This window comes from Sanguibacter sp. Leaf3 (genome assembly GCF_001425965.1).
GTDB classification, from domain to species: domain Bacteria; phylum Actinomycetota; class Actinomycetes; order Actinomycetales; family Cellulomonadaceae; genus Sanguibacter; species Sanguibacter inulinus.
Window position 1 is genome coordinate 1,154,824 of the sequence record NZ_LMRH01000002.1, and the last position, 26,966, is coordinate 1,181,789.

At 70.0% G+C, this 26,966-nt stretch carries 18 protein-coding genes; 5 read left to right on the plus strand and 13 right to left on the minus strand.

All coding sequences use genetic code 11. The features are described 5' to 3' along the window. Positions 1-121: 121 nt before the first annotated feature. The 9 genes from ASG53_RS20140 to ASG53_RS20625 form a co-directional block, all read right to left on the minus strand. Entirely contained in the window at positions 122-1,189 is a 1,068-nt protein-coding gene (locus ASG53_RS20140) for a class C sortase (RefSeq protein WP_056133477.1), read from the minus strand. 325 nt (positions 1,190-1,514) lie between these two features. Further along, positions 1,515-2,945 (minus strand): SpaH/EbpB family LPXTG-anchored major pilin, encoded by a 1,431-nt coding sequence (locus ASG53_RS12575; RefSeq protein ID WP_056133480.1) that lies wholly within the window; start codon positions 2,943-2,945, stop codon positions 1,515-1,517. A gap of 105 nt (positions 2,946-3,050) precedes the next feature. Continuing rightward, the gene (locus ASG53_RS12580; RefSeq protein ID WP_056133483.1) at positions 3,051-4,952 is read right to left on the minus strand and encodes a DUF7927 domain-containing protein; all 1,902 of its coding nucleotides are present in this window, start codon (positions 4,950-4,952) and stop codon (positions 3,051-3,053) included. 786 nt (positions 4,953-5,738) lie between these two features. Beyond that, positions 5,739-7,529 carry a sigma-70 family RNA polymerase sigma factor gene (locus ASG53_RS12585; RefSeq protein ID WP_056133487.1) on the minus strand — a complete coding sequence of 597 codons (1,791 nt, stop codon included), beginning with the start codon at positions 7,527-7,529 and terminating at the stop codon, positions 5,739-5,741. Continuing rightward, positions 7,526-8,845 carry a DUF6923 family protein gene (locus ASG53_RS12590; protein WP_156382782.1) on the minus strand — a complete coding sequence of 440 codons (1,320 nt, stop codon included), beginning with the start codon at positions 8,843-8,845 and terminating at the stop codon, positions 7,526-7,528. The genes ASG53_RS12585 and ASG53_RS12590 overlap by 4 nt, the downstream gene beginning before the upstream one ends. 424 nt (positions 8,846-9,269) lie before the next feature. After that, complete coding sequence (locus ASG53_RS12595; protein WP_056133493.1) at positions 9,270-10,472, minus strand: NAD(P)/FAD-dependent oxidoreductase; 1,203 nt, start codon at positions 10,470-10,472, stop codon at positions 9,270-9,272. 121 nt (positions 10,473-10,593) lie between these two features. Continuing rightward, on the minus strand, positions 10,594-12,159 hold the full coding sequence (locus ASG53_RS12600; RefSeq protein ID WP_056133495.1) for a DNA polymerase IV: 1,566 nt from the start codon (positions 12,157-12,159) through the stop codon (positions 10,594-10,596). Between the two features lie 133 nt (positions 12,160-12,292). Further along, positions 12,293-12,511 (minus strand): helix-turn-helix domain-containing protein, encoded by a 219-nt coding sequence (locus ASG53_RS12605; RefSeq protein ID WP_056133498.1) that lies wholly within the window; start codon positions 12,509-12,511, stop codon positions 12,293-12,295. Then, positions 12,511-12,663, minus strand: a complete 153-nt coding sequence (locus tag ASG53_RS20625) for a hypothetical protein (RefSeq protein WP_327286734.1) — start codon at positions 12,661-12,663, stop codon at positions 12,511-12,513. The genes ASG53_RS12605 and ASG53_RS20625 overlap by 1 nt, the downstream gene beginning before the upstream one ends. Before the next feature lie 442 nt (positions 12,664-13,105). Between ASG53_RS20625 and ASG53_RS12610 the strand changes: the two genes are divergently transcribed. The 5 genes from ASG53_RS12610 (at position 13,106) to ASG53_RS12630 (ending at position 18,645) form a co-directional block, all read left to right on the plus strand. Beyond that, positions 13,106-14,347: a branched-chain amino acid ABC transporter substrate-binding protein gene (locus ASG53_RS12610; protein ID WP_056133501.1), complete on the plus strand. Its 1,242-nt coding sequence runs from the start codon at positions 13,106-13,108 to the stop codon at positions 14,345-14,347. 126 nt (positions 14,348-14,473) lie between these two features. Next, the gene (locus tag ASG53_RS12615; protein ID WP_056133504.1) at positions 14,474-15,511 is read left to right on the plus strand and encodes a branched-chain amino acid ABC transporter permease; all 1,038 of its coding nucleotides are present in this window, start codon (positions 14,474-14,476) and stop codon (positions 15,509-15,511) included. Further along, positions 15,508-16,941, plus strand: coding sequence for a branched-chain amino acid ABC transporter permease (locus ASG53_RS12620; protein WP_235533919.1), 1,434 nt, complete (start codon positions 15,508-15,510; stop codon positions 16,939-16,941). Before ASG53_RS12615 ends, ASG53_RS12620 begins: the two co-directional genes overlap by 4 nt. Next, positions 16,938-17,939, plus strand: a complete 1,002-nt coding sequence (locus tag ASG53_RS12625; RefSeq protein WP_056133506.1) for an ABC transporter ATP-binding protein — start codon at positions 16,938-16,940, stop codon at positions 17,937-17,939. The genes ASG53_RS12620 and ASG53_RS12625 overlap by 4 nt, the downstream gene beginning before the upstream one ends. Next, on the plus strand, positions 17,926-18,645 hold the full coding sequence (locus ASG53_RS12630) for an ABC transporter ATP-binding protein (RefSeq protein WP_056133509.1): 720 nt from the start codon (positions 17,926-17,928) through the stop codon (positions 18,643-18,645). The genes ASG53_RS12625 and ASG53_RS12630 overlap by 14 nt, the downstream gene beginning before the upstream one ends. Here the strand turns inward: ASG53_RS12630 and ASG53_RS12635 are convergent. From ASG53_RS12635 to gltB, 4 genes are all read right to left on the minus strand, one after another. After that, entirely contained in the window at positions 18,627-19,055 is a 429-nt protein-coding gene (locus ASG53_RS12635; protein WP_056133512.1) for a hypothetical protein, read from the minus strand. The genes ASG53_RS12630 and ASG53_RS12635 overlap by 19 nt on opposite strands. Positions 19,056-19,377: 322 nt before the next feature. After that, the gene (gene pyk, locus ASG53_RS12640; RefSeq protein ID WP_056133515.1) at positions 19,378-20,796 is read right to left on the minus strand and encodes a pyruvate kinase; all 1,419 of its coding nucleotides are present in this window, start codon (positions 20,794-20,796) and stop codon (positions 19,378-19,380) included. Positions 20,797-20,882: 86 nt separating this feature from the next. Then, a complete protein-coding gene (locus ASG53_RS12645; protein ID WP_056133518.1) occupies positions 20,883-22,349 on the minus strand; it encodes a glutamate synthase subunit beta in 1,467 nt (488 codons plus the stop codon). Further along, positions 22,342-26,916: a glutamate synthase large subunit gene (gltB, locus tag ASG53_RS12650; protein WP_056133521.1), complete on the minus strand. Its 4,575-nt coding sequence runs from the start codon at positions 26,914-26,916 to the stop codon at positions 22,342-22,344. The genes ASG53_RS12645 and gltB overlap by 8 nt, the downstream gene beginning before the upstream one ends. Between the last annotated feature and the right edge of the window lie 50 nt (positions 26,917-26,966).

A 26,966-nucleotide genomic window follows, 5' to 3' on the forward strand; every position in this document is an offset into this window, starting at 1 on the left:
GGGCAGCGAGGACAGACTCGGCGACGACCTCTGGGTTGATCGCCGTGGTCTTGCCCGCTCCGAAGGGATCGTCGAGCCAGACGACCACGGAGAGACGCTAGCCCACAGGGCTCGGTCGGCGTCAGCGCACCGCCGCCCCTCGACGTCCAGCACGGGCGGGCACCCGGTGACGGCCGACTGCTCCGGCGCGGGTGAGGGCCGCAGGCCTGACGGCGAACCACAGCCCCCACGTCAGCGCGCCTGACCACACCAGCCCCCACCACGGGAACCCCGCGCCAGCGGCTCCCGCGACGATCACGGCTGCGGGTAGGTCTGCCTCGTCCACGCGGTGCGCCTGCACCAGCAACCTGTGGGTGTTGACACCGATCGGCGTGCAGGTGACGAGGGTCAGCAGGTCGGCCCCAGGGACTGGTTGGAGCAGGTCGGTCTCGGTGGGCAGCACAGTGGCGATCCGGTCCACCCTGTAGGTGAGCGTCTCCCCCACCACCTCGACGGTCACTACGTCACCGGCGACCAGGTCGTGGAGGTCTGTGAAGAGCCGCGACTGCGGGATCCCGCTGTGACCGGTCAAGACGCTGTTGGTGCCGGCGCCTCCGACGGGCAGAGCTGATCCTTGAAGGTGCCCGACACCACGTTCGAGCGTCTCGTCGCTCGTGCCGTGGAAGACGGGGAGCGACGCGCCGATGGTCGGGATGCGGAGCCGCGCCATCGTGTCGGAGGTCCCGAGCCGCAGCTGGTCGAGATAGTCGAGACCCGGGCCGTCCGACGCGCTGGCGGAGTCTGCCGGGCCAGTCGCCGTCTGGTCAGGCGCTGCCGGGTCAGGCGCTGCCGGGTCAGGCGCTGCCGGGTCAGGCGCTGCCGGGTCGCCAGAAGCATCGGTCGTCTCGGTCGTCTCGGGTCCTCCTGACTCCTGCTCGGACTCGGCGGCCGGGGCTGCGACCGCAGCTGCCGCTGCGGCCAACCCGTACGGGTCTTCGATGCGGTCGGTCGCGAGCGACCGGTTGTACTCGTGAGCCCGGTCGAGGATCTCCGACCGTTCGCCCGCCGGGAGCGAGTCGACAGTCTCGGTGTACCCGGACACCTCCGCAGCGTGGGCCCGGTCCGAGAACCAGTTCCCCGCCGAGGGATAGAGGAGGACCGATGCGCCGGCGACGGCGAGGAGCGCGACGAGCGACCGACGGACGACCATCGCTCGGGGCGTGCGCGTCCGCGAGCGCTGGATGTCCCCCGCGCTGCGTGGGGGTGACCGCCGGGGTTCTCGATGGGTTGCTGCACGTGGTGGTCGCAGGGCCACGTCCGACCGTCCGTCCTGTCGTAGGTGAGAGGGTGCGGGGCTCGTGTCCGCGCACCCTCTCCGTGAGCACTGCACGTCGCGCGCCGCTCGTCGGGTGGCGACTGCTGTCGCCTGCCGTCCGGAGGTGGCGTCGTGCGCCTGCTGGCAGGAGGTGACTCCTGCGAGCTGCCGTCCGTAGGTACCGTGAAGGGCATCTACGGACGGCTGACAACCACCTCGATCAGCGGTCCGAGCGCGAGGAACGACGCGAGCGGATGCTGAGCGCGGCAGCGCCGACGAGCAGCAGGACGCCTGCGGCGATGATGGTCGTGACGCCCTGAGCACCTGTCATGGGGAGCTCGAAGCCGCCGTTCGCCTCGGTGTTCTCGATCGTGAGGTCGACGGTGGTGTCGTCGCTCGTCACCGTGAAGGCGATCGGCTCGGCCAGCAGCTCGTACCCGGACGGGGCGACGACCTCGACGAGGTAGTACTGGACCCAGTCCGCCGGGTCGTCGATCACGACGTTGTCGACGATGTTCGAGTAGCCGAGCCCCGAGATCGTGAGCAGGCCGTCCTGAGCACTGGTCCACGTGCTGACGCCCCCGAGGGCGACCGGCTGGGTGCGGGTCCGAGCGTTCTCGAGAGACGTGAAGACCTGGAACTGAGCTCCAGAGAGAACCTGATCGTCGGAGTTCACCTTCTGCACGGTCATCGCGCCGAACTTCGTGACTGCCGGCGGGGTGACGACAGGGTTGCCCTCGTCGATGCTGGGCTGGTTCGGGAAGATCGAGGCGATGTTCTCGATCTCGCCGGCCTCGAGGACTGTCGTCTCGATGACTACCTGGACCTGCGCGCCCTCGTTGGCGGCGAGGACGTCGAGCCCCTCTGCTGTGAAGTCGACAGTCACGGTGTTCGTCGCGACGTCGAGCACGGAGGTGTAGTGCACACCCGCGGTCAGCGTCGTGCCGTTGGTGAGGGTCGCCGTGGTGGACACGTGCTCGAGCCGAGAGTCGAGAGGATCGACGACCCTGTAGGCATCGGTCCGTCCGCCGACGGGGATGTCGCCGGTGATGGTCCATGTCACGACGTCGCCGACCTTCGTGCCAGCGTCGGTGACGGTCTTGCCCGCAGTGGTGATGACGTTCTTCGGGTAGACGTGCACGTCGTACAGCCACTCGCCCGAGGTCACCGGGTCGGTGAGCGGGAGCGTGACGAGGAACGGCGCAGCGGCCCGTGCACCGGCCGGGGTGAGTGTCTCCTCGACGTAGTAGAGACCGAGCGGGAGATCGGAGAAGGTCAGCTGACCGTCGGCAGCGGTCACGCCGCTGAGTCCGGGGAGGCCGGCGACAGCGGAGGCAGCCGTGTCGACGGTCAGCTCGGCGGCCGAGGACCAGCCGGCGTTCGTCGTCAGGTCGATCCCGGGTACCTGGGTGGCAGTGAAGCCGACTCCTCCGAGCGCTGTGAGCCCGGTGAGGGCAGACGGGTCGATCTCGGTCCCGTTCGACGTCGGCAGGCCGGTCGTGGTCTCGGGGTGCTGGAACTTGTGGATCGACAGCGACGCGACGGATTCCGGGTCGATGGTGGTCGCCGCGACGGCGGGGGAACCGCCGACGCCGACGGCAGCCAGTGCGAGTGCTGCGACGAGCGCAGATCCGCGGAAGGTGAGTGCCATGTGTGATGTGCTCCTGATGAGTTCTCGTGGACCACGAGGGTCCGGTGTGATGCTGGTGCCCGGTCGTGAGACCTGGCGGGGTCTGTCGTCTCTGCGTCTCGGTCGTCAGCGCCTCCGCTTCCGGAGGGTGGTGAGGGACAGGGGGTGGCTTCGGGGCCCGAGGACGGCTGTCGCTGCGACAGCACCTGCGAGCAGGAGGAGCCCGACCGTGACGAGGCGCCCTGTGCCCGCCGACCCGGTCTCGGGCATGTGGAAGGTGGGGACGTCGGTCACCGTGAGCCGTCCGCCCGAGGCTGCGACCTGCGGGGCGGAGGCCGGGTCGGGCAGTGTGACGGTGCCGTCTGACGCCACGTCGAACCTCACGGCGGTCGCGAGGAGCTCGTGCCCTGGCGGGGCGACCGTCTCTCGGAGCCAGTAGGTGCCCGGTGCGATGCCCGGGATCTCGAAGGCCCCAGGGGTGTCGGCTACCGGTGACACGGGCAGAGAGTCGACGACCTCGCCGAGCGTCCCCTCCACGTCGGCGACCACCTCGAAGGCTGCGCCGTCAAGAGCGACGAGCTCATCGTTGACCTCACCCTGCTTGAGCAGCTCGAGAAGCGCTGTCGTCGTCGTCGAGGTGGAGCAGGCAGGGTCGAGCGACGAGGAGCCCGCAGCGCAGGTGGACGGCGGGGTCGAGCCCGTGGCGGTGACGGTGTTGGCGAGGACGGTGCTCCACGCGTCGTCGTGGACGACGACGGAGTAGCTGAGCGTCGCCGTGCTCCCTGCGCCGAGTGACGTCGGGCCGACCACCACGACGGGGTCCTGTGCGGTCGGGTCCGCCAGCTGCTCTCCGGGCTCGGACCCGACCGTGTACCGGACCGAGCCAGGGACGAGGTCAGCGTGGGCGAGCACGTCGGTGAGGTCGTCGGTCAGCACGACGTCTGCGACATCACCCGTCGTGCTCGTGGCCGTGACCGTGTAGGTGAGGGTGTCACCGGGTGATGGGTAGGTGGTGTCCCCCGAGCCCGTCACAGTCTTGGCGACCGACCAGTCCGCCGCGCTGACGCTGGTGAGGGTCTGGGCTGTGTTGTTGGTCAGGTCGAGGTCGGAGTCCACACCGGACACCGAGGCCGTCGTGACGATCTCGGTACCAGGCGTCACCGGCGCCGTGCCCCGCAGGGTGATCGGGCCGAAGCTCTCCCCGTCGCCGAGGACCTCACCGACAGCCGAGGGATCCCCACCGGAGAGGTTCGCGAGCGTCGCCATGGCGGCGTCCTGGCTGACAGTCCACCCCGGTGGGGCGACCGCGCACGAGAGCGATCGCCCGTCCAGGACGCACCCGTCCGGCGCGTCGACGAGAGCGGCGCCCGTCACGGCCTCCGGGACAGCGTCAGCGACGATGAAGCCGTGAGAGGCCGCTGGTCCGAGATTTGTCGCTTCCAGCGTCCACTCGAAGGTCCCGCCCGGTGCGACCGCTGCTGGGGCAGACGTCGAGACGCCCAGGTCGACCACGTCAGCACTCGTCGTGAGAGCCATAGGCGGCTGCCCGACTGCGCCCCGAGGGATCTCGCCCGTACGGGTGCTGAGCCGACTGATCTGCGCGACGTGGTCAAGTTTGAGGGTCACGCTCGACACGAGGCCGGTCACCTGGATGGCGGGATATCCGTGGGGGTTGTCCACACCTGTGGGGCTGCAGCTGGTCGAGCTCAGACCGGTACCGATCCCGTCGAGGCTCACTGCTCCATTGCTCGCGACGGCGAGATTCTGCGCAGAGCTGACGTGATCGAGCTGACGCGCTCCGGCCGCAAGGCCGTCCACCCTCACGACCGAGGCGTCGTGCCACGTCAGATAGCACGCCACGGTGGCTCCTGCCTGGGGCTCGAAGATCGGGTAGAACCACCCCAGGTGGAGCCAGAGGATCGGGTCGACCGTCGGTCGCTCGAAGGTCACGGTGACTTCGCGTTCTCCGCAGGACTTGATGTAGCCGACCGTCGGCTGCTGTGCTGGAGGACGGGGGACCTCAGCCAAGCAGTTCACGGTCGCAGGGTTGTCACTGCTGTTGGTATGCAGCATTTCCTTGTACACAATGTTTGCCACCGGGGTGCCCAGCGCACGCACCATCTGTCCTGCTCTCTCGGCCACGACCAGGTCCGATGACGGAACAGCCACCGAGACGCTTCCGACGCCGCCGGGGAGCGGCGCAGACGCGGTCCTGCCGTCTCCGGAAGGCCTCCACTCCCCAGCGAAGGCCTGCCTGAGCTCATCGGCGTTGTAGGCATCAGACGCCCACCCCGGGTCTGACGCCAGCTCGAGACGCTGTCCTGAGACCTCGCTGGCCGCCTGGACCCCGCCAGCTGTGAGCAGAGACGCGGTGACGGCCAAGGTCGCCGCCGCTGCAGCTATGACGGATCGACCGCCGCGGTTTGCCAGACTGGTGGTGCCGCTGCTCACGGACGCGCGGCCTAGGCGTGGTGCTCTCACTGATCGATCCGTCCTTCGGTGCGGTGATGTGCTCTCGGTGACTAGACGCTCTCGGCACGCGTCGACATGACGGCGAAAGATGTACCGATCTACGGTTTCTGGTGTGATGCGCCTCACAGGCGCCACGTGGTCGCGTCGGGGTCGAGACACCGCGAGTCCGCCGCTCGTCGGGATGACCTCACGAACGGCTCGGCCGAGCGGCGAGACCGCTCGGCGCCTCAGCGGTCAGACGGCCGGACTGCCGGCCAGACCGTCGGACCGTCGAACCGTCGGACCGTCGGACCGCCAGAAGGCCATCCGGCGAGGTGGTCAGAAGGTCCGTGGGTACGTCAGTCAGACCGTGACGGAGATGGTCCGCACGGCCCCAGCGCGGCCCTGCACAGGATCGACATACCGCAGCTCGACGCTGTGGGTCCCAGACGGGACTGCTGGCAGCGGAACCCTCGTCGTGCAGCTCCCGAGCACCACAGACGCTGCACTGGCAGTCCCGACCACCGACGCCTCGACCGGCTGCCCGCAGGTCCCGGTCACGAGGACGATCACGTCGTGCACACCGGCCTGGCTCTCGACGACCTCGACACCAGTCACCAGCGGCGCGACGACCGTGTACCTGCCGACGTCGACCAGGTGCAGGTCGCCCGTGTAGCGGACGGCGACCGCGTGCTCGACGTCCGCCGCGAGGGAGGCGTCGAGCTCGATCGACCACGCCCCGTCGGCGACCTGCGCCGAACCGACGAGCGAGCCGTCGGCCAGCACGGCCTCGACCGTCGACCCAGGCGCCCCGGTCCCGCTGATCACGGGCACCCATTCCTGCAAGCCGGACGCGGGCGCGCCAGTCACGTCGAGCGGCACGGCTGCATCGGGAGACGACGTCGCTGCGTCGCGCGGCGGCGGTGGCACAGCCACCTCGGACGTCGAGGTGGTGCCGGGCGGCGCGGAGGGCGCAGCCGTCGTGCCGGGTGCAGGCGAGTCGACGGATGGCGCTCCGGTATCGCTCCCGATCTCGGTACCAGGACCGTCCGAGGCCGAGGGCGCTGTCAGGATCTGAGCCGGGTCGGCGGATCCCGTCACTGGTCCAGCCGAAGCCGAGGACGGGCTGCGGTCGAGGAGGACGACCCCGGCGCCGACTGCGGCGGCTGTCATCACCACCACGGCCACGGCGGCCGCGACCCGCCGGCTCACCGCCAGTGACGTCATCCTCCACGGGGCGCCCGACGAAGCCTCGCCGAGAGCCGCGCGGCCTGGCGCGTCGCTGGCAGGCAGATGGTCGACGACCGCACCGCCGACAGACCCCACGTCGCCAGGCAGCGCGACCGGGACCCCCGCGAGCAGATGCTCGGCCGCCGCTCCCCCGGTGAACAAGACCGGCAGGAGGACCGCGGGGAGCCTCCGACCGACGGCGGCGATCTCGGTCGCGGTGCGAGCGCAGTCCTGGCACGTGGCGGTGTGGGCCTCGATGCGGTCCTGATGGCGCGGGGTCGCGTCGCCGCGCTCAGAGAGCGGGAGGTGCTCGACGACCCAGCGGCACTCCGGGCCCCGCTCGCTGCCCCCGACGTGCGCTGCGAGCCACGACCTGCGCAGCCCTTCCCGCGCGCGTCGGACGAGGGCAGCCCCGGCGTTCGGGGCTATCCCGAGCCTGTCAGCAGCGTCCTGGACGGGCAGGTCCTCGACCTCTGTCATCCAGAGGATCGCCCGCCACCTCTCGGGCAAGGACTGGAATGCCTTCACCAGGACCACCCTGTCTGCACTCTGCTCGTCGTGGCCGGGCACCGACACGTCGAGCCTGTCGGCGAGCTCTGTCAGCCCGCCGACAGGTTCGGCACGGCGGCGGCGCGAGATGCTGACCGCGACGTTGCGCACGGTCCGAGCCAGGTAGGGGCGGAATCCGCGCGTGGGACCGCCACCGTCGCAGACCGCTGTGAACACGGCCTGGAATGCCTCTTGGACGATGTCCTCGGGGTCAGCGATCGTCGAGTAGCGGCCCGCGACCGCGAGCGCGACGCGCACGTGCCTGCGCCAGAGCTCGCCGTACGCGTCCCTCTCGCCGGCACGGACGCTGACCAGGAGGTCTTCGTCGGTGGTGGCTGAGCTGACGAACCCGCCCAGGTGCGCGTCGGTCGTCACTGGTGCCCACCGCGCTGGCTCGCCGAGGTGAGCTGCCGCTCTCCGACGTCGTCAGCCACGGGGTCCTGGGCTCGGAAGAGGTCGACCGTCGTGCAGGAGGTCTCGGAGGTGGTTCCGGTGAGGTCCGTCGCTGTGGCCTCGACGAGGTGCCCGTGGACGAAGTCCATGGCTGGCGGCTGGACGACCCATCCCCCGTCCTGCTCGACTGTCGTCCGGGAGGTCGAGCCGTCGGGGAACGTGACGGCGATGGTGTCCCCGGGGACCCCGTGCCCCGTGAACCGGTTCCCGTCGGTCGGGTCGATCTCGGGCGCGCTCGGCTGTCGCGGACCGATGGTGGGTGCACCCTCCGCCGGGATCTCGGCAGGTTCCTCAGAGGGCACGAAGGTCCCGTCGCTCTGCGGACCGATCGGGGTGCTGTGTCGCGCGACGACCTCGAAGGTGGGGGTGGCCGAGGCCTGGTCCGAGACGGCGATCTCCGTGATCTCGCCGTGCGTGTGGGAACCGAAGGCGAGCTGTCCGTCGCCTGTCGACCACGCGACCCCGAACACCGTGCCGGTCCCCGGTCCGACGGTCCCCTCCGGCAACGTCCATGCTGTGGCAGAACCGTCGACGGGGTCGACCCGGACGATCGTCTGCCCGTAGACACCCCAGAGATACCCGCCGGACGGAGCGAGGTCGCCGAGTCGAGCACCATCGGGCAGGTACAGCGGCGTCATGGTCTCCGCGAAGGTCCCGTCTGCGGCGATGTCGACAGCGAGCAGGACATCTCGTCCGCCCGCGTCTGGCACGTCTGCGACCACGGCCAGGTAGGTGTCGGAGTACACGCCCTCGCCGAAGGTCCCGCCGGTGACGGTGCCGTGCTGGCCGGCCAGGCTGGCGAGCGCACCGAGGCGCGTGATCGCCCCTGCTGCGTCGAGCACGACGAGATGGACGTCGGCCTGACCGTCGGAGATCTCGACGGCGTAGAGCCTGCCGTCGCTCGCCCTGGAGGCGAGCCCCTGGTGAGCCGCACCTCCAGGGGTGCCGGCACCGACAGGTGAGAAAGTGAGCGACGAGCCGGTCCCTGTCCCAGCAGAGAGCGTGGTCGACAGACTCGTCCCTGAGGACATGTAGACCACTCCGGGCCGAGGAGCCACGAGAACCTTCGCGACCCCTGCCGCTGGACCGCCGGCTGCGAAGACCAGACCGCCTGCGACGACGACCGCGAGAGCACAGCGAGCCCGGCTGCCGACTCCTGACGCTGCAGGGTGGGACTCCTCGGGAGGTGCCGACCGGCGGCGAGCAGTGGTCATCAGGCGTGCGGTCGTTCCATCCATGGTCACGTGTCTCCTCGACGGGTCGTGGGCGCGCCCTCGACACGGGCTTGACGACTCGTGAGGCGCTGGGCGGCTGGGAGCCCGCACCTGCGACCTGTGCTGCGTACTGGTGCGGGGGGCATGCCACACGGAACCAGCAGCTCAGCGCTCCTCTGAGTGCCGAGCGGTTGCCGCGCCGGTGGTGGGTGGACCTCTGAGTGACGACACCATGCAGTTAGGTGGTTCGCCTCGTCGTGGACACCGCGTCGCCCCATGACGCCCTGCCTGACGCCGCGACTCTGGCGTCAGGCGTGACCAGGTTGACCGCTCACCGCACCCGGCGGAGGCACTCCCTGCCGAGCTCAGGGTCGCTCAGCGCACACCGTCCCGGCTGTGACGCCTGGAGACGAGACGGCGGCGGGCGACACGACCGACCGGAGCGCGGTCAGGACACCTTTCCCTGGAGCAGGCGACGGAAGTACACCTGCGGCTCGACGTACCTGTCGAAGGCCCAGGTGAGCAGACGCGGCCTGACGAGGTCCACGACAGGGACGCTCGGCTCCGGGCGACCGCGCCTGTCGAACTCCGCGAGCAGCAGGCTGCGGCGCGACGTGGTCACCGGGGCGATCGAGTACCCGTCGTAGGTGCGCATCGGCACCCCTGTCCGCCGTGCCGCGATGTTGCGGGCGACGACAGGCACCTGCTTGCGCAGCGCACCGCCCGACGGCAGCGCGTCGAGGTCCGCGACGTCACCCAGACCCCACACGCGGGGGTGCTCCGGGTGCTGCAGCGTGGACGGGTCGACCCTGAGGAAGCCGCCGTCCCCCTCGGAGGCGAGGCCGCTGCCCGCGACCCACGCGGGCGCGCGGTGCGGCGGGGCGAGATAGAGCGCGTCGTACGTCAGCTCCGACGACGCGGACCCCGTGCCAGCCACGTCGACGGCCAGCCGACGGGACGCCGCGTCGACCGAGGTCACCGTGGCTCCGAAGGTCACCGTGACCCCCTGCTCGGCAGCCTCGGCCCGCAGACGCTGGTCGGCCCGGTCCAGGTCGACCAGGCGGTCACCCTCGACCAGCAGCTCGACGTCGATCGCGTCCCGCACACCCGTGCGCCGCCAGTGGTCGAGGGCGAGGAACATCGGCTTGAGACCGACCGGGGCGCAGGGCACGTGCCGGTCCGAGACGACGAAGACCGCACGTCCCGACGTGAGTGTCGAGAGCATCGTCCAGGTGTCGACAGCCGAGCCGGGCAGATAGCTCGTGGCCGCGTGCGGGGTCTGCACAGCCGCCTCGGACCCCGGGATCGCGTCCCAGTCGACCTGCGACCCTGGGCACACGGCAAGGTCCCCGTACTCGATCTCGTCACCACCGGCGAGGTGCACGGTCGAGGTGACGGGGTCGACCGACACCACCTCGTCGACGTACCACCGCACCCCCGACGGTGTGACACGGTCCTGCGGGCGGCGCAGCTGGTCGAGCGTCGCCTGACCACCGGCGACGTAGGAGAGCATCGGACGGTAGTGGTGCACCCGCGCAGGCTCGACCACCACGACGTCCTTCGCGCCGTCCCTGCGGAGACGGCCCGCGAGCGACAGCCCGGCGTTGCCCCCTCCGACGATGACCACGTCATGGTATCGACGACTGCTCACAGGGCACGCTCCGTGGGGCTCGGGGAAGAAGACCCTTCGCACGCTACGCGTCCCTGCGCCACGGCGCGGGTCGAGAACCGGGCCGCGAGCGCCGCCGGTGACCGATGGCGCACCGGTGGACCTACTCCCCCGGTACCTCAGTCGTCTCTGCTGGCTCCGTCGTCTCTGCCGCGGCGCCGAGCTCCAGGCCGTCGGGGCCCAGCGGGTCGACGAGCACGAGCTCTTCGACCTCCGGGTCCACCCAGCGCTGGTAGCCGGGCCCCGTCGCGGCGGTCTCGAAGCGCACCGCGACCCGCCCGTCGTCACGGAGGTGGACCACCCAGCCCCGGCCGTCCCTCGAGGTCTGCACGTCCAGGCCCGGGGCGAGGGCCGCGGCGGTCGCCCGGACCGGCCCGGAGCGGGCGTCGACACCGTTCTGGTCACCGTCGCCGCCCTGGGGACCGTGGCCGTCCGCGCCCGCGTCGTCGGCAGCGAGCTGCCCGGACTGGTCGCTCCCGGCGCGTCTGCCGCCGAAGGGCCCGTCGCCCTCGGGCCCAGCCTCGTCGACCCCGACGTCCATCCCGAGCGGGAGCATCAGCTGGGAGTGCTCGGACAGACCGTGGAAGGACACCCCGAGCAACCGGACGGGCTCAACCACCTCGGCGAGGGCGAGGGCCCGCTGCGCGGCCTGCCGCAGCGCTGTGACGTCGGAGGTGGGTCGGCTCAGCGTCACCGAACGGGTGATCGTCGTGAACGACGCGACCCGCACCTTGACCACCACGGTCCGGGCGGCGACAGCGTGCCGTTCCAGACGTCGCAGGGCCGAGTCGGTCACGGCGTCCAGCGCGGCGGCGATCGCCGTCCGACCGTGCAGGTCGTCGTCGAAGGTGTGCTCGGCCCCCGCGGACTTGCGCTCCCGGACCGTCGTCACCGGTCTGTCGTCCCAGCCACGAGCCACCCCGTAGAGGTTGGCGCCCGCTGCCTCGCCGGCGGTCATGACGAGGGTGTCCAGAGGCTGGGCCCGGAGGTCTTCGACGGTCCGCACGCCCAGCTGGTCGAGCCTGGCGGCGGACACCGGCCCGACACCCCACAGGGCGCGGACCGGGAGGGCGAGCAAGAACTCGTCTTCGTCGGCAGGGTCCACGACCCGCACGCCGCCCGGCTTGGCCGCCTCGGAGGCCAGCTTGGCGACGAGCTTGGAGCGACCGAGCCCCAGGGAGACCGACAGACCGGTCCGTGCGTGCGCCCGGGCCCGGAGCTCGTGAGCCAGATCCTCGAGGTCCGCGCTCGAGCCAGGCAGGTGGTCGAGCTCGGCGAAGGCCTCGTCGATGCTGATGGCCTCGACCTGGTCCGTGACCTCGCGCAGGACGGCCATGATCTGCGCCGAGTAGGCGGAGTAGGCGAGGAAGCGCGGCACGACCACCGTGGCCGTCGGGCACAGTCGACGTGCCTGCTCCATCGGCATGGCCGACCGCGCACCGAAGGCCCGCGCCTCGTAGGACGCCGTCGCCACCACGCCGCGCGGTCCCACGCCGCCGACCAGGACGGGTCGTCCGCGCAGCGACGGCCTCTGGTGCTGCTCGACGCTCGCGAAGAACGCGTCGGCGTCGAGGTGCGCGACCGTCGGACGGCGACGCATCTGCGGAGCACGCATCGCGTTCAGCGCGGCCTGCGCTGCGGGGATGCCGCGAGAACGGTCGAGGGGCACGACTGGACACCCTCCTTCGCTGGGACCGGGCCGGGCTGGGACCACGCGGGACTGAGACAGTGCCGAGCGCGAGCCGGGCGGGTGCCGGCCGGTCCCGGACAGAGCCCGGGCGCGGCTGGCCGGGCAGGAGATCTTACGTCTCGGGACTGACAGGCTCCCAGCGGAGCAGGTCCCCGGGCTGGCAGTCGAGGGCCTCGCACAGCGCCTCGAGGGTGCTGAACCGCACGGCCTTCGCGCGACCGTTCTTGAGCACTGCCAGGTTGGCCGGCGTGATGCCGACGAGGTCCGCGAGCGCTCCCACCGTGATCTTGCGCCGCGCCATCATCACGTCGATGTCGACGACCACCGGCATCAGACCACCTGCTCGAGCTCGGCCTCGAGGTCCTTCGCCTGCGCGTCGCGGGCGACAGCCTGGGCGAGGAGCATCCGCAGGACGAGGACGACGAGCGCGGCGAAGGCTACGGCGAGCACAGCGCGCAGGGCGGGGACGACGATCGTGCTCATGGCAGCTCTCCTCTATCGATCAACGGTCACAAACTATCGATCTTCGATAGGGCGCACAAGGCTGCCAGATGGAGACCAGGTGAAGTTCTCCGACACCGGGCCAACGCCAGGAACGTGCGGCGCGCCGTCGCGCTCACTCCGTGGACATATGTTCAGTGACCCAAGTCACAAATGTGACCTGCAGATTTTGTGATCTCTTGACGATCTGCGCACCTCTGGCAGAACAGTCATGCGTGCAGAAGCGTGGCTTTTCCGTAACACTGACGCAACACCGATCGCAGTCGGCCGTAACACCAGGCCACCAAGGTGTGGGTACCGCAGGACCAGGACGAGTGCACCGTCGCACTCCTCCCCCGCGGCTCCACCACCCACCACCGACCGATCCACCCCACAGCTCCACTCATCATCCGGGTCCAGGGGGCCCACAGCCGGAGGTCACGAGATGCGTTCACATGCTCGCCGTACAACACCAGGCCTGGCGATCGCCCTCGCCGTAGCCGTCGCCCTCACCGCATGCGGGCAGAAGTCCACCGACGACGAGACAGGAGCCGCGTCAGGTTCCAGCGAGTCAGCCTCTGCCGACCTGGCCATCGTGCCGATGGTCCAGATCGACCCCGACGGAGTCGAGGTCGAGTCCGCGGCAGGCGGCGACGCCGTCGACCCCGCGGGTGACGGGAGCGCCACCTGCGCCGCCACCACCACCATCGCGATGGCCGGTGCGCTGACAGGTCCGAACGCCGCGCTCGGGCAGAACATCCTCAACGGCGCACAGCTCGCGCTCGACAAGCACAACGAGGCCAACGCCGACTGCCAGGTCGTGCTCAAGTCCTTCGACACCGAGGGCGACCCGCAGAAGGCCACCCAGGTCGCGCCGCAGATCGTCGGAGACGCGAACGTCCTCGGCCTCCTCGGCCCCGCGTTCTCGGGCGAGACCAAGGCGACCGGCGACATCTTCAACCAGGCGGGCCTGCTCTCGCTCTCTGCCTCGGCCACCAACCCTGACCTCACCACCCTCGGGTGGAAGACCTTCTACCGCGGCCTCGCCAACGACGCCGTCCAGGGCCCGGCCGTCGCCAAGTACATGGTCGACACCCTCGGCTACGCCAAGGTCTGCGTCGTGGCCGACAACTCCGACTACGGCATCGGTCTCGCCGAGCAGATCACCGCGGGCCTCGGCGACGCCGCAGACTCCTCGTGCTCCGCCTCGGTCAAGACCGGTGACAAGGACTTCGCCGCCGCTGTCCAGATCATCAGCGGTGCCGAGGCCGACGCGGTCTTCTACGCCGGCTACTACGCCGAGGCAGCACCCTTCGTCCAGCAGCTGCGTGACGCCGGGGTCGACACCACCTTCGTCTCGGCCGACGGCACCAACGACCCGCAGTTCGTCGAGCAGGCAGGCTCGGCATCCGACGGCGCCGTGCTCTCCTGCCCGTGCGGCCCGGCACCCGACGCCTTCGCGACCGAGTACGAGACCGCCTTCGAGGCAGCCCCCGGTGTCTACTCCGTCGAGGGCTACGACCTCATGACGATCATGCTCGCCGGCATCGACTCGGGCATCACCGACCGAGCAGGCCTGCTCGACTTCGTCGCGAGCTACGACGGTGCCGGCCTCGCCCGGAACTACTCGTGGACCGACACGGGCGAGCTCACCTCCGCACTCATCTGGATCTACGACGTCGAGTAGCACCCGCCGCCCCGCCGGCAGCTGACCTCGCGCTCCCGGCCCGCCACCACGGCGGACCGGGAGCGCGGGCTGCTTGCGGGGCGCACCACGACGGACGTCCAGCACAGGAAAGAGAGAGTGCAGCACATGACAGGTGGTCTTCTCCACACCATGGTCGTGGCGGAACCCCTCATCGGGTTCGACGTCGCGGCCCTCGGGCGGAACTTCTGGGCGCTGACCGTCGACGGGCTGACCTACGGGTCCGTGTACGCCCTCGTCGCCGTCGGCTACACCCTCGTGTACGGCGTCCTGCGCCTCATCAACTTCGCGCACTCCGAGGTGTTCATGCTCGGGATGTTCGGGCAGTACGCGGCCCTCATGCTGCTCGGTTTCGGCCCGAACGGCGACGCGTACGACATGGGGATCGTCATGACGGTCCTCTACCTCGGAGCCGCCATGATCGGCGGCATGGCCATCTCCGGCGGCGTGGCCGTCGGCCTGGAGCGGGTCGCCTACAGGCCGCTGCGCAAGCGCGGTGCCCCGTCGCTCGTCTTCCTCATCACCGCGATCGGTGCGTCCTTCGTGCTGCAGGAGTTCGTGCACTTCGTGCTCCCCCGCCTCACCGGCGGCACGCTCGGCGGCGTCAACGCCCAGCAGCCCATCCGGCTCGTCGAGCCCGAGGTGCAGTTCCAGATCGGCTCCGCCAACGTCACCAACGTGACCCTCATCATCGTGGTCTCCGCGCTGCTGCTGGCCCTCGCGACCGACCAGTTCATCAACCGCACCAAGTTCGGCCGCGGCATCCGTGCCGTCGCGCAGGACCCCGTGACGGCCACCCTCATGGGGGTCTCCCGAGAGCGCATCATCATGCTCACCTTCCTCATCGGCGGCATCCTCGCCGGCGCCGCCGCGCTGCTCTACACGCTCCGCGTCCCCAACGGCATCGTCTACTCGGGCGGGTTCATCCTGGGCATCAAGGCCTTCTGCGCCGCGGTCCTCGGGGGGATCGGCAACCTGCGCGGAGCTCTCCTCGGCGGGCTGCTGCTCGGGGTCATGGAGAACTACGGACAGGTCGTCTTCGGCACGGAGTGGCGCGACGTCGTCGCCTTCGTCCTGCTGATCCTCGTCCTCATGGTCAGGCCCACGGGCATCCTCGGCGAGTCTCTCGGGAGGGCACGCGCATGACGACCCCGAACGCACCCACACCCGCGTCGCCGGGCGACGGAGAGCACGGGACCCCGTCCTCCGGCTCCTCGCCTGCCCCGCTCGCGAAGGGCACCTCGCCGACTGGCAGCTCGTCGACATCACCCCCGTCCACTGACCCTGCGCACAGCACGACGACAGGCCTGCGACCCCACTCCGGTGTGGGCGACGCCGTCCGTCTCTGGTGGGACGCCCAGGCCAGGCCCACCCAGTGGGCCCTCGGGCTCCCCTTGTTGATCTTCATCGCCCTCCTGCCGATCTTGCAGATCCCGGTCCTGACGACCGTGGGGACAAACTTCGGCGGCGTCATGGCCCAGTTCGGCATGTACGCGCTCATCGCGATCGGCCTCAACGTGGTCGTCGGCCAGGCGGGGCTGCTCGACCTCGGCTACATCGGCTTCTACGCGATCGGCGCGTACACCGTCGCCCTGCTCACCAGCCCGTCGAGCCCGTGGAACCAGACCGGCGACGGCGGGTGGCTCTCCCAGGACTGGGCGTGGCTCGCGGCGCTGCCGATCGCCGTCGCGATCACCGCGCTCTCGGGACTGCTCATCGGCTCCCCCACGCTGCGTCTGCGCGGTGACTACCTCGCGATCGTCACGCTCGGCTTCGGCGAGATCGTCAGGCTGCTGGCCGACAACCTCGACGGCATCACCGGCGGCGGTCGCGGCCTCGCCCAGGTCGCCTACCCGCGAGCCGGGGTGAGCGAGACGAACCCCAACGGTGTGTTCTCGGCCGGCTCGGGCTCCGGAGCCCTCAACTCCGGGGTGTGGTGGTACTGGCTGAGCATCGTGCTCATCGTCGTCGCGCTGCTGTTCGTGGGGAACCTCGAGCGCTCACGCGTCGGTCGCTCGTGGGTCGCGATCCGCGAGGACGAGGACGCCGCCGAGATCATGGGCGTGCCGACCTTCAGGTTCAAGCTCTGGGCGTTTGTCATCGGCGCCTCGATCGGCGGTGCCTCCGGCGCCCTCTACGCCGGGCAGGTGCAGTTCGTGAACCCCACGAACTTCAACGTCATCAACTCGGTCCTGTTCCTCTGCGCCGTCGTGCTCGGGGGTCAGGGCAACAAGCTCGGCGTGATCCTCGGGGCCTTCGTCATCGTCTACCTGCCGAACTTCTTCCTCGGCCGGACCGAGATCTTCGGCATACCGATCGACGGTACCCAGATCGCGGAGTACAGGTACCTGTTCTTCGGCATCGCCCTCATGGTGCTCATGGTCTTCAGGCCGCAAGGGCTCCTGCCCGTGCGGCAGAAGCTCCTCACCTACGGCCGCGAGCTGTACGTCGCAGCCCGCCGCACCATCAAGGCGCAGGACAGCGAGCTCCACGACACCTCGCACCACCGCGCGGGTCGTGGCAGCACCGGTCGCGGCAGCACGGGGCCCGACAGCACAGCGAAGGAGCAGGCATGAGCAGCCACGAGCCTGGCGGCATCGGCGCGGGCGCCGAGCACGGCGAAGAGCTCCGCAACCCTGAGCAGGGCGCCGGTACCGGACCCGCAGAGAAAGACCTTCCCGGTGGAGGGGTCGAAGAACCCGTCGTCGTGGACGTCGCCGACGTCCACCCCGAGCTGGCCGACCCGACAGTCGTCGCCGAGAAGGTGGCCTCGGACCGCGAGGTCCACACGGCCGTCGGCGAGCCGTTGCTGCGCATGGACGACGTCACGGTCCAGTTCGGTGGTCTCACAGCCGTCGACGGCGTGACCTTCGACATCCGTCGCGGGGAGATCCTCGGGCTGATCGGGCCCAACGGGGCGGGGAAGACCACCTGCTTCAACGCGATGACGGGGGTGTACAGGCCGACGTCGGGGACGGTGGTCTTCGACGGCGAGCCCGTCGGCCGCAAGAAGCGTTACCAGATCACCCAGCTGGGGATCGCCCGGACCTTCCAGAACATCCGGCTCTTCAACGAGATGACGGCCCTCGAGAACGTCGTCGTGGGGACAGACGCCCGGCACCGGACGTCGGTCCCCGGCGCCGTCTTCCGCACGCCCCGGCACCGACGAGAAGAACGCGAGGGCATCGACCGCGCGATGGCGCTGCTCGAGTTCGTCGGCGTCGGCGGCAGGGCGACCGACAAGGCCCGCAACCTCTCCTACGGGGACCAGCGTCGCCTCGAGATCGCCCGCGCGCTGGCCACCGAGCCCAAGCTGCTCTGCCTCGACGAGCCGGCCGCAGGCTTCAACCCCGCCGAGAAGGAGTCCCTCATGGACCTCATCCGGCAGATCAGGGACGACGGGTACACGGTCCTGCTCATCGAGCACGACATGAAGCTCGTGCGCGGGGTGACAGACCGCATCGTCGTCCTCGAGTTCGGCAAGGTGATTGCGCAGGGCACCCCTGACGCCGTCACGAGCGACCCGGCGGTCATCGCCGCCTATCTGGGGGTACCCGACGATGCCACTGCTTGAGATCTCAGGGATGACCGTCGCCTACGGGCGCATCGAGGCCATCCGCGACGTGTCCATCACCGTCGAGACCGGGGAGCTCGTCACGCTCATCGGTGCCAACGGTGCCGGCAAGACCACGACCATGCGGGCCCTCTCGGGCGTGCGTCCGCTGTCGCGTGGCACGATCGTCTTCGACGGCAAGGACATCACCCGCATGAAGCCCCACCTGAGGGTGGCCGCGGGGATCGTCCAGGCCCCCGAGGGCCGCGGCGTGTTCGCCGGCATGACCGTCATGGAGAACCTGGAGATGGGGTGCTTCGCCAGGCCCTTCGACTCCAAGGCCGAGCACGACGAGACGGTCGAGAGGGTGTTCACCTTCTTCCCGCGGCTCGCGGAACGGCGCACCCAGCTCGGCGGGACGATGTCCGGCGGCGAGCAGCAGATGCTCGCTATCGGCCGGGCGCTCATGGCCAGGCCGCGGGTGCTGCTGCTCGACGAGCCGTCGATGGGCCTGGCTCCGATGATCATCCAGCAGATCTTCCGGATCATCTCGGAGATCAACGCGCAGGGCACCACGGTGCTCCTCGTGGAGCAGAACGCGCAGCAGGCACTCTCGAGGTCCGACAGGGCCTACGTGCTCGAGACAGGGTCGGTCGTGCGGACCGGCGAGGGCAAGGCGCTCCTCGCCGACCCGGCGATCAAAGAGGCCTACCTCGGGGTGGGCTGACCGAAGGTCAGCCGGACCACGGCCTCGCTCGTGCCCTGGGCACGGGCGAGGTCGGCCACGAGCCTCTCGACGACGCGGACGTCGTGCAGAGGATAGGCGAGCATGACAGCACCGACGGGCATCCCCCGGCGTCGGGCGTAGGCCTGCACGAGCGACGAGACGAGCGGGCTGATCTCGGCCCGTTCGGTGCTGGGCTGCTCGAGCACCTCGGGAAGGGCTGAGCCGGGCGTGTCGAGATCGAGGTCCAGCACCAGGTCGAGGTCACCGATCGCGGCGTCGACCATCGCTGCGGCGAAGGCACAGTCTGCGGCAGCGGACGCGGCGGAGGCAGCGGAGACGCGTGCTGCAGGAGTCGTGAGGACGGGCTCGGCGACGGCAAGATCGACACCTGCTCCATAGCTCTCGGTCATCTCTCTCCCTCGTCGTCGTGGCGCGGCTCCCGACGCTGGGTTCCGCGGTCCGGGCGTCCCGGACACCTGTCTCATCGGCCGGTCGACACCGGACGTGAGTCTCTTGCCGGCACAGGCTCACGACGGCCGCAGGACGTGGCGGGCCGCCGAGCCGCTGCGCGCCAGCGCTCGTCCGCGGGACCGGCCGCCACTTGTGCTGGTCGCCGCACACGAGCGCTCTCCTCGTCACACGACACGACCCCCGCCCTCCGGTGAGGAGGACGGGGGTCGTGGATGTCGTTCGTGTCAGGTCACGCAGACCTGCTCACGGAGGACGGGTCGATCAGAGCTCGTCACCGATGCGGTGGACGAGGATCGAGTTGGTCGTGCCCGCGACGCCGACGGGTGCACCGGCGACGACGACGACGAGGTCGCCCGTCTCGGCGAGACCGTTGGCCTGGAGGGTCGTGTCGACCTGGCGGACCATCGCGTCCGTGCTGTCGACCGAGGGGACCTCGTAGGACTGCGTGCCCCAGGTGAGGGACAGGACGTTGCGGACTGCTGCGTCAGGCGTGAAGGCCAGGAGCGGCAGGGCCGAACGGAGGCGCGACATGCGGCGCGCCGAGTCGCCCGACTGGGTGAAGGTCACGAGGTACTTGACGCCGAGGATCTCACCGATCTCCGCAGCGGCACGGGTGATCGCGCCACCGCGGGTGTGCGGGGTCGACCCGAGGGGGGCGATCCGCTCGCGGCCGAGCTCTTCGGTGCTCTCGATGATGCGGGCCATGACGCGCACGGCCTCGATCGGGTAGTCACCGACGCTGGTCTCACCGGAGAGCATGACGGCGTCTGCACCGTCGAGGACGGCGTTGGCGCAGTCCGAGGCCTCGGCGCGGGTCGGGCGCGGGGCCGAGATCATCGACTCGAGCACCTGGGTCGCGACGATCACGGGCTTGGCGGCACGACGAGCGAGCTCGACGGCGCGCTTCTGGACGAGCGGGACCTGCTCGAGCGGGAGCTCGACGCCGAGGTCGCCACGGGCGACCATGATGCCGTCGAAGGCGTCCACGATCTCGGCGAGGTTCTCGACAGCCTGCGGCTTCTCGACCTTGGCGATGACGGGGAGGACGCGGCCCTCCTCCTCCATGATGCGGCGGACGTCGTCGTAGTCGGCGGCGTTGCGCACGAAGGAGAGCGCGATGATGTCGGCGCCGAGCTTGAGGGCCCAGCGGAGGTCGGCCTCGTCCTTGTCGGACATGGCGGGGACCGAGACGGCGACGCCGGGGAGGTTGATGCCCTTGTTGTTGGAGACAGGCCCGGAGACCTCGACGCGGGTCACGACGCGCGGACCCTCGACGGCGGTCACGCGGACGAGGACGCGGCCGTCGTCGATGAGGAGGGGGTCACCGACGCGTGCGTCGTCCGTCAGACCCTTGTGGGTCGTGGAGACGAGCTCCTTGGTGCCCACGACGTCTTCGGTCGTGATGGTGAAGGTGTCACCGACGTTGAGCCAGTGCTTCTCGTCACCGGCGAACCGGCCGAGGCGGATCTTCGGTCCCTGGAGGTCGACCAGCACGGCGACCGAGCGGCCGGAGGCCTCGGCTGCGGCGCGCACGTTGCGGTAGACCGCCTCGTGCTCTTCAGGGTCACCGTGGCTACGGTTGATCCGTGCGACGTCCATACCGGCGTCGACGAGGTTCTGGATCTGCTCGGGGGAGGCCGTGACGGGCCCGATGGTACATACGATCTTCGCTCTGCGCATGGCTCCAGCCTAGTTGATTGTTGAGGTGCTGCTCACGGGACAAAGGTCTTGCCCGGCCCGCAGATCAGGTGCTGCGGGCCGGTCGGTCACGGGCGGAGCGCGACTGTCGTCGCACGCACCGGGGCCGGGAGCTCTGTCGTGCCTTGCAGGTATGCGTCTACCGTAGCCGCTGTCGCCCGGCCTTCGGCGATGGCCCACACGATCAGCGACTGACCGCGCCCGGCGTCTCCTGTGACGAAGACCCCCGGGAGAGCCGAGGAGAAGTCGTCGTTGCGGGCCACGAGGCCGCGGGAGGTGAGGCCCGCCCCGGTCTGCTGGACGAGCAGGCTGGTCTCGGGTCCTGTGAAGCCCATCGCGACGAGCACGAGGTCCGCGGGGATGACCCGCTCCGTGCCGGCCTGCGGCACGCGCCGACCGTCCGGCAGGTACTCGGTCGTGGCGACCTTGAGCCCCGTCACGTGGCCGTGCTCGTCGCCGATCAGCTCGACGGTCGAGGCGAGGTAGTCACGCTCTCCACCCTCGGCGTGCGAGCTCGAGACCTCGAAGAGCAGCGGGTCGGTCGGCCACGGCTGGTTCTCGGGGCGCGACGTCGGCGGCTTCTTGCCGATCGCCAGGGTCGTCACCGAGGCAGCGCCCTGACGGAGCGAGGTACCGATGCAGTCCGAGCCGGTGTCACCGCCTCCGATGACCACGACGTGCTTGCCTGTCGCGAGGATCTGGTCCTCGACGGTCTCCCCCGCGACGACGGCGTTCGCCTGCGGCAGGAACTCCATGGCGTAGTGCACGCCCTCGAGGTCGTTGCCGGGGATCGGCAGCTCGCGCGGGACCGTGGCCCCTGTCGCGAGCACGACGGCGTCGAAGCGCGAGCGGAGCTCGTCCCAGGTGATGTCCACGCCGATCTCGACACCGGGCCTGAAGCGGGTGCCCTCGGCCTCCATCTGCGCCAGACGGCGGTCGATGTGGGTCTTCTCGAGCTTGAAGTCGGGGATGCCGTAGCGCAGCAGACCACCGATGGTGGCGTCGCGCTCGTACACCGCGACGGTGTGCCCGGCACGCGTGAGCTGCTGGGCTGCCGCGAGCCCGGCGGGGCCCGAGCCGACGACCGCGACGGTCTTGCCGGTGAGGCGCTGCGGGATCTGCGGCACGACGTAGCCGCGGGCGAAGGCCTCGTCGATGATCGAGACCTCGACGTTCTTGATGGTCACCGCAGGCTGGTTGATGCCGAGCACGCAGCTCGACTCGCACGGCGCGGGGCACACACGGCCTGTGAACTCGGGGAAGTTGTTCGTCGCGTGCAGCCTGTCGATCGCGTCCTCCCACTGGTCCCGCCAGACGAGGTCGTTCCAGTCCGGGATGAGGTTCCCGAGCGGGCAGCCCTGGTGGCAGAAGGGGATGCCGCAGTCCATGCAGCGTCCGGCCTGCACCTTGACGATCGCCGAGTCCTCCGCGCGGTGCTCGTGCACCTCGCGCCAGTCCATCAGTCGCACCGGCACCGGCCGGTAGGCCGGGAGCTCGCGCTCCCGGACCTTCAGGAATCCACGTGGGTCAGCCACGAGCCACCTCCAAGATCTCTTCCCAGGCACCGGGGACGCTCAGGTCGACGCTGTCGGCGTCGGCCTTCGCGAGGGCGGTGCGGATACGTGCGTACTCGGTCGGCAGCACCTTGGTGAAGCGCGCGAGCGAGGAGGGCAGGTCGGCGAGCAGTGCCTCGGCGACCCGCGAGCCAGTCTCCTCCGCATGGCGGCGGAGCAGACCTTCGACGAGGACCAGGTCGTCGTCGTCGAGACCGGAGAGCGTGAGCTCGCCTGTCGTCGCCGCGACGGTGTTGAGGGCTTCTTCGCGCAGGTCCAGGACGTAGGCGGTACCGCCCGACATCCCGGCGCCGAAGTTGCGCCCGGTGTTGCCCAGGACGAGCACGGTGCCACCGGTCATGTACTCGCAGCCGTGGTCGCCCACGCCCTCGACGACCAGCGTGGCGCCCGAGTTGCGGACACCGAAGCGCTCGCCCACGAGGCCGCGGAGGAAGATCTCCCCGCCGGTGGCCCCGTAGCCGATGACGTTGCCGGCGATGACGTTGCTCGCGCCCGTCAGCACGGCTGAGCGGTCCGGGCGCACGACGATGCGTCCGCCCGAGAGGCCCTTGCCGACGTAGTCGTTCGCGTCTCCGAAGAGGCGCAGCGTGATGCCGCGCGGCAGGAAGGCGCCGAGAGACTGACCCGCGGACCCCGTGAGGGTCACGTCGATCGTGTCGTCGGGCAGACCGTCGCCACCGTAGCGCTTGGTCACCTCGTGGCCGAGCATGGTGCCGACAGTCCGGTTGACGTTGCGCACCGGGACGTCGATCGAGACCGGCGTGCCGTCCTCGAGGGCCGCAGCGGCCGAGGCGATGAGCTGGTTGTCCAGGGCCCGGGCGAGCCCGTGGTCCTGGGTCGTGGTGTTGCGCAGCGACGAGCCCTCGACGGGCTGGGGCACGGCGAGCACGGGCGCGAGGTCGAGACCCTGCGCCTTCCAGTGGTCGACGGCCTTGCGGGTGTCGAGGGCCTGGACCTGGCCGACGGCCTCTTCGAGGGTCCTGAAGCCGAGGGCCGCGAGGTGCTCGCGGACCTCCTCGGCGATGAACTCGAAGAAGTTCACGACGAACTCCGGGCTCCCCGTGAAGCGCTTGCGCAGCTCGGGGTTCTGCGTGGCGACACCGACGGGGCAGGTGTCGAGGTGGCAGACGCGCATCATGATGCACCCCGACACGACCATCGGAGCCGTCGCGAAGCCGAACTCCTCGGCGCCGAGCAGCGCGCCGATGATCACGTCGCGACCGGTCTTCATCTGGCCGTCGACCTGCACGACGATGCGGTCGCGCAGGTTGTTCAGCACGAGGGTCTGCTGGGTCTCGGCCAGGCCGATCTCCCACGGGGTCCCGGCGTGCTTGAGCGAGGTGAGCGGGCTCGCGCCCGTCCCGCCGTCGTGGCCGGAGATGAGGACCACGTCGGCGTGCGCCTTGGAGACACCCGTCGCGACGGTCCCGACACCGAACTCCGAGACCAGCTTCACGTGGATGCGGGCCGAGGGGTTGGCGTTCTTCGCGTCGTGGATCAGCTGCGCGAGGTCTTCGATCGAGTAGATGTCGTGGTGCGGCGGCGGCGAGATGAGCCCGACACCGGGTGTCGAGTGACGCGTCTTGGCGACCCACGGGTAGACCTTGTGACCGGGCAGCTGACCGCCCTCGCCGGGCTTGGCGCCCTGGGCGAGCTTGATCTGGATGTCGTCGGCGAAGGTCAGGTACTCGGACGTCACACCGAAGCGGCCCGACGCGATCTGCTTGACCTTGCTGCGGCGCTCGGGGTCGTGGAGGCGCTCGGAGTCTTCGCCGCCCTCCCCCGTGTTGGAGCGGGCGCCGAGACGGTTCATCGCGATCGCGAGGGTCTCGTGAGCCTCCTGCGAGATGGACCCGTAGGACATCGCACCGGTGTTGAAGCGCTTGACGATCTCCGAGACCGGCTCGACCTCGTCGAGGGGCACGGGGGTGCGGTCGCCCGAGAACTGGAGCAGGCCGCGCAGCGTCATGAGGCGCGCCGTCTGGTCGTCGACGCGCTGCGTGTACTCGCGGAACACGTCGAACTGACGGGTCCGCGTCGAGTGCTGCAGACGGAAGACCGTCTCGGGGTCGAAGAGGTGCTCTTCCCCGTCGCGGCGCCACTGGTACTCGCCGCCGACGGCCAGGCGCTGGTGCGCCTGGAAGTTGCCCGACGACGGGTACGCCTCGGTGTGACGGGCCGCGACCTCGGCCGCGATGACGTCGAGGCCGATGCCGCCGAGGCGGCTCGTGGTCCCCGTGAAGTAGTCGCCGATGAGCTCGTGCGAGAGACCGAGGGCCTCGAAGACCTGCGCACCGCGGTAGGAAGACATCGTCGAGATGCCCATCTTGCTCATCACCTTGAGGACGCCCTTGCCGAGCGCCTTGATGAGGTTCTTCACGGCCTTGTCGGGCGTGACGTCGAGGTAGCCCGACTTCGCGAGGTCCTCGACCGTCTCCATCGCGAGGTACGGGTTGACCGCAGCCGCGCCGTAGCCGATGAGCAGCGCGGTGTGGTGCACCTCGCGGACGTCCCCGGCCTCGACGATGAGCGACACCTGGGTGCGGGTGTGCTTGCGCAGGAGGTGGTGGTGGACGGCGCTCACGAGCAGCAGCGACGGGATCGGGGCGTAGTCCTGGTAGGAGTCGCGGTCCGAGAGCACGATGAAGCTCGTGCCCTGGGCGACCGCCAGGTCGACCTCGTCGAAGATCTCCTCGAGCCTGTCGCGCAGGCCCTCGCCGCCGCCGTCGACACGGAACAGACCACGGATGGTCGTCGCGTCGAAGGTGCCGCCGAGAGAGGGCGCCTTGTGGATGTTGATGATCTTCGCCAGGTCGTCGTTGTCGATGACCGGGAAGGAGAGCACGACCTTGCGGGCGTGCTCGGCGGTGTCGGAGAGCAGGTTCGGCTCAGGTCCGATCGCCCCGCCGATCGACGTGACCAGCTCTTCACGGATGGCGTCGAGCGGCGGGTTCGTCACCTGGGCGAACATCTGCGTGAAGTAGTCGAAGAGCAGGCGCGGGCGCGAGGAGAGCACGGCGATCGGCGTGTCCGTGCCCATGGCGCCGAGGGGCTCGGCGGCCGTGTTGGCCATCGGGGTGAGGAGGATCTTGACCTCTTCCTCGGTGTACCCGAAGGCGCGCTGGCGACGCTGGACCGAGGCCGGGCTGTGCACCACGTGCTCGCGGTCGGGCAGCGCGTCGAGGAACACAGAGTTCTCCTCGACCCACTGCTTGTACGGGCGCTGTGCGGCGAGCTGGGACTTGATCTCGTCGTCGGGGACGATCCGGCCGGCGGCGGTGTCCACGAGGAACATGCGGCCGGGCTCGAGACGACCCTTCTGCACGACAGTCGCGGGGTCGATGTCGAGGACGCCGGCCTCGCTCGCGAGGACGACGAGGCCGTCTTCGGTCACCCAGAAACGACCCGGGCGCAGACCGTTGCGGTCCAGGACCGCCCCGATCAGCGTGCCGTCGGTGAAGTTGAGGCAGGCCGGGCCGTCCCACGCCTCGATGAGGTTGGCGTGGAACTCGTAGAAGGCGCGGCGCTCTGGCGACATCTCGGCGTGGTTCTCCCACGCCTCGGGCACCATCATGAGCACGGCGTGCGGCAGCGAGCGTCCGCCGAGGTGCAGCAGCTCGAGGACCTCGTCGAAGGACGCCGAGTCGCTCGCGCCGTCGGAGCACACGGGCAGCAGCGGGGCGAGGTCGCCGAGGTGCTCGCTCGCGAGCTTGCCCTGGCGTGCGGCCATCCAGTTGCGGTTGCCGCGGACGGTGTTGATCTCACCGTTGTGCGCGATCATCCGGAAGGGCTGGGCGAGCGGCCAGGACGGGAAGGTGTTGGTCGAGAACCGCGAGTGCACGAGCGCGAGCTCGGAGGCGTAGCGCGGGTCCGACAGGTCGGGGAAGAACGGCTCGAGCTGAGCCGTCGTGAGCATCCCCTTGTAGGTCAGGGTGCGGGCGGAGAGCGAGGCGAAGAAGAGCCCGAGCTCGTTCTCCGAGCGCTTGCGCAGCCTGTAGGTGCGGCGGTCGAGCTCGATGCCGGACAGCTTCCGCTCGGGGTCGGCGACCACGAGCTGACGGAAGGTGGGCATCGAGGCCCGGGCGCTCGGGCCGACGAGGTCGGCCGTCACGGGGACGTCGCGCCAGGCGAGCACCTCGAGGCGCTCCTGGGCTGCGATGAGCTCGACGGCCCCGACCACCTCGGCCGCCTCGGCGGCGTCCTGCGGGAGGAAGGCCATGCCGATCGCGTAGCTGCCGACAGGGGGCAGGTCGACGGCGACGACGTCTCGGATGAAGGCGTCAGGGATCTGGGTGAGGATCCCTGCGCCGTCTCCGCTGTTCTCCTCGGCGCCGACGGCGCCGCGGTGGTCGAGGTTGAGCAGTGCGGTCAGACCGGCGTCGACGATGTCGCGGCCGGGGGTACCACGCAGCGTCGCGACGAAGGCGACACCGCACGCGTCGTGCTCGGCCCGGGGGTCGTACAGGCCTTGGGCGGCGGGCGCCGCGGACATCGCGGAGCTGGTTGCGCTGTGCAGCGGCGTGGTCATCGACACCGTCCTCACGGGGAGCCTGCTTGACGCAGACTTGACTTGACTTG

Excerpts from the sequence above, each read along its gene's own strand:
- ASG53_RS20140 (WP_056133477.1), bottom strand. The coding sequence starts at position 1,189 with ATGGTCGTCCGTCGGTCGCTCGTCGCGCTCCTCGCCGTCGCCGGCGCA.
- ASG53_RS12575 (WP_056133480.1), bottom strand. The coding sequence starts at position 2,945 with ATGGCACTCACCTTCCGCGGATCTGCGCTCGTCGCAGCACTCGCACTG.
- ASG53_RS12590 (WP_156382782.1), bottom strand. The coding sequence starts at position 8,845 with ATGGATGGAACGACCGCACGCCTGATGACCACTGCTCGCCGCCGGTCG.
- ASG53_RS12605 (WP_056133498.1), bottom strand. The coding sequence starts at position 12,511 with ATGCCGGTGGTCGTCGACATCGACGTGATGATGGCGCGGCGCAAGATC.
- ASG53_RS20625 (WP_327286734.1), bottom strand. The coding sequence starts at position 12,663 with ATGAGCACGATCGTCGTCCCCGCCCTGCGCGCTGTGCTCGCCGTAGCC.
- ASG53_RS12610 (WP_056133501.1), top strand. The coding sequence starts at position 13,106 with ATGCGTTCACATGCTCGCCGTACAACACCAGGCCTGGCGATCGCCCTC.
- ASG53_RS12615 (WP_056133504.1), top strand. The coding sequence starts at position 14,474 with ATGACAGGTGGTCTTCTCCACACCATGGTCGTGGCGGAACCCCTCATC.
- ASG53_RS12620 (WP_235533919.1), top strand. The coding sequence starts at position 15,508 with ATGACGACCCCGAACGCACCCACACCCGCGTCGCCGGGCGACGGAGAG.
- ASG53_RS12625 (WP_056133506.1), top strand. The coding sequence starts at position 16,938 with ATGAGCAGCCACGAGCCTGGCGGCATCGGCGCGGGCGCCGAGCACGGC.
- ASG53_RS12630 (WP_056133509.1), top strand. The coding sequence starts at position 17,926 with ATGCCACTGCTTGAGATCTCAGGGATGACCGTCGCCTACGGGCGCATC.
- ASG53_RS12635 (WP_056133512.1), bottom strand. The coding sequence starts at position 19,055 with ATGACCGAGAGCTATGGAGCAGGTGTCGATCTTGCCGTCGCCGAGCCC.
- pyk (WP_056133515.1), bottom strand. The coding sequence starts at position 20,796 with ATGCGCAGAGCGAAGATCGTATGTACCATCGGGCCCGTCACGGCCTCC.
- gltB (WP_056133521.1), bottom strand. The coding sequence starts at position 26,916 with ATGACCACGCCGCTGCACAGCGCAACCAGCTCCGCGATGTCCGCGGCG.